At 44.1% G+C, this 1,427-nt stretch carries 1 protein-coding gene and 1 pseudogene; one reads left to right on the top strand and one right to left on the bottom strand.

Features of this window, described 5'->3' with window-relative positions; genetic code table 11:
• A partial coding sequence (locus A3739_RS19070; RefSeq protein ID WP_068502430.1) for an L-dopachrome tautomerase-related protein occupies positions 1–944 on the bottom strand: 944 nt, incomplete at its 3' end.
• Positions 945–1,168: 224 nt separating this feature from the next.
• On the opposite strand from A3739_RS19070, the pseudogene A3739_RS19065 reads away from it, so the two are divergent.
• Positions 1,169–1,427 (top strand): annotated as a pseudogene (locus A3739_RS19065) (molecular chaperone HtpG); the annotation flags it as partial.

Below are 1,427 nucleotides of genomic sequence, written 5' to 3'. Positions count from 1 at the left end.
TTGCTGCCAAAACCATGAGTGACGGCCTTACAACAGATAATGCGGGAAATATAAATATTTCCCGCATTATCTGTTGTAAGGCCGTCACTCATGGTTTTGGCAGCAAAGCGTTCGATACGAGCGTAGAGTTCGTCTCTTGGTAAGGACTCGTCAATGAGCGCACTTACTGGAACACGGTACATAGCTTCATCACTAACTGGCGCAAAATAAAGCCACTTTGCTTCACGATCTAGCGCAATTGAATCGACACCGGGACGCACAGCAAACACGCCAAACATCAACATCTTCTCACCTTCCACGACCGGAATATATTTGTCGGCGTCAACGGATTCATGGTCTTCAATAACGCGGCGAGCGGTTTGAGTTTGGGTGTCGTACACAATGACAGCGGGGTCTAAGCCAAAAATACTCGCGTCAGCGATTAAGATATATCGCCCATTAGGTTCTACTTGGAAATCGTTCATGTGCGAGCCTAAACCTGCGATGTCGCTCGAAAATTCATAGTAATGAACGAGCTCACGAGAATAGATATCGATAGCCGCGATTTTCGCAGTTCCTGTTCCATGATTTGCATAGTCGAGTAGCCATAATCGATTTTGTTGATCGATTCGCATCGAGAGTACTGTTTCGAGATTTAAAGCGGATGCTTTTTCGCCTTCTAAGCGAAGAGGCTTAACCTCGCCATCAACAATTTCCGCTAAGTTATACGCTGGGCGCCCTTCTGGATGATAGGTAAAGAAAACCTGACCTTCTGAGCTGACCGCAATATTTCCAGGTGGATAGGGGAGATCTACAACGAGTTCAAGCGCATCCGCAGTTAAGGTCGGTTCGGTTGTTCGGTCGGGAAATTCATCACCGCCGCCATATATCGCATCAAGTACAGAGGCACTTAAACCGATAAACACAACGACAGAAAATAGAAAAATAACAAATGCTCGCAACATGGTATGACTTCTTTTTTATAAGTGAGTTGGATCGCTCGCGCCGCAAGTAAGTCGAAACGCCGCACAAGTGTAACGACACCTGTTAATAAATTCATCTGTGAATTTACCGCTCTCTGCCTTGAAAATTTTTTAAGCGACCTCACATTGCTAAGCACATGAAAGTTGGCGAGCGTATATCGCTATCGCTTGGATGATACAAACAAAATAGTTAGAGAGATCGTTTTATGTCTGCAACTGAGAACCTTGGTGCTAACGCTGAAACCTTAGGCTTCCAAACTGAAGTAAAACAATTACTTCATTTAATGATTCACTCCTTATATAGCAATAAAGAAATCTTCTTGCGCGAGCTGATTTCTAACGCGTCAGATGCAGAGGATAAGTTACGTTTTGAAGCGCTTTCAAATGATGCTTTATACGAAAATGATGGCGACCTGAAGATTCGTCTCGATTTCGATAAAGATGCGAACACAGTGACCATTACCG

The organism is Oleiphilus sp. HI0067 (assembly GCF_001635735.1).
This window is presented reverse-complemented; position numbering and strand designations above follow the sequence as displayed.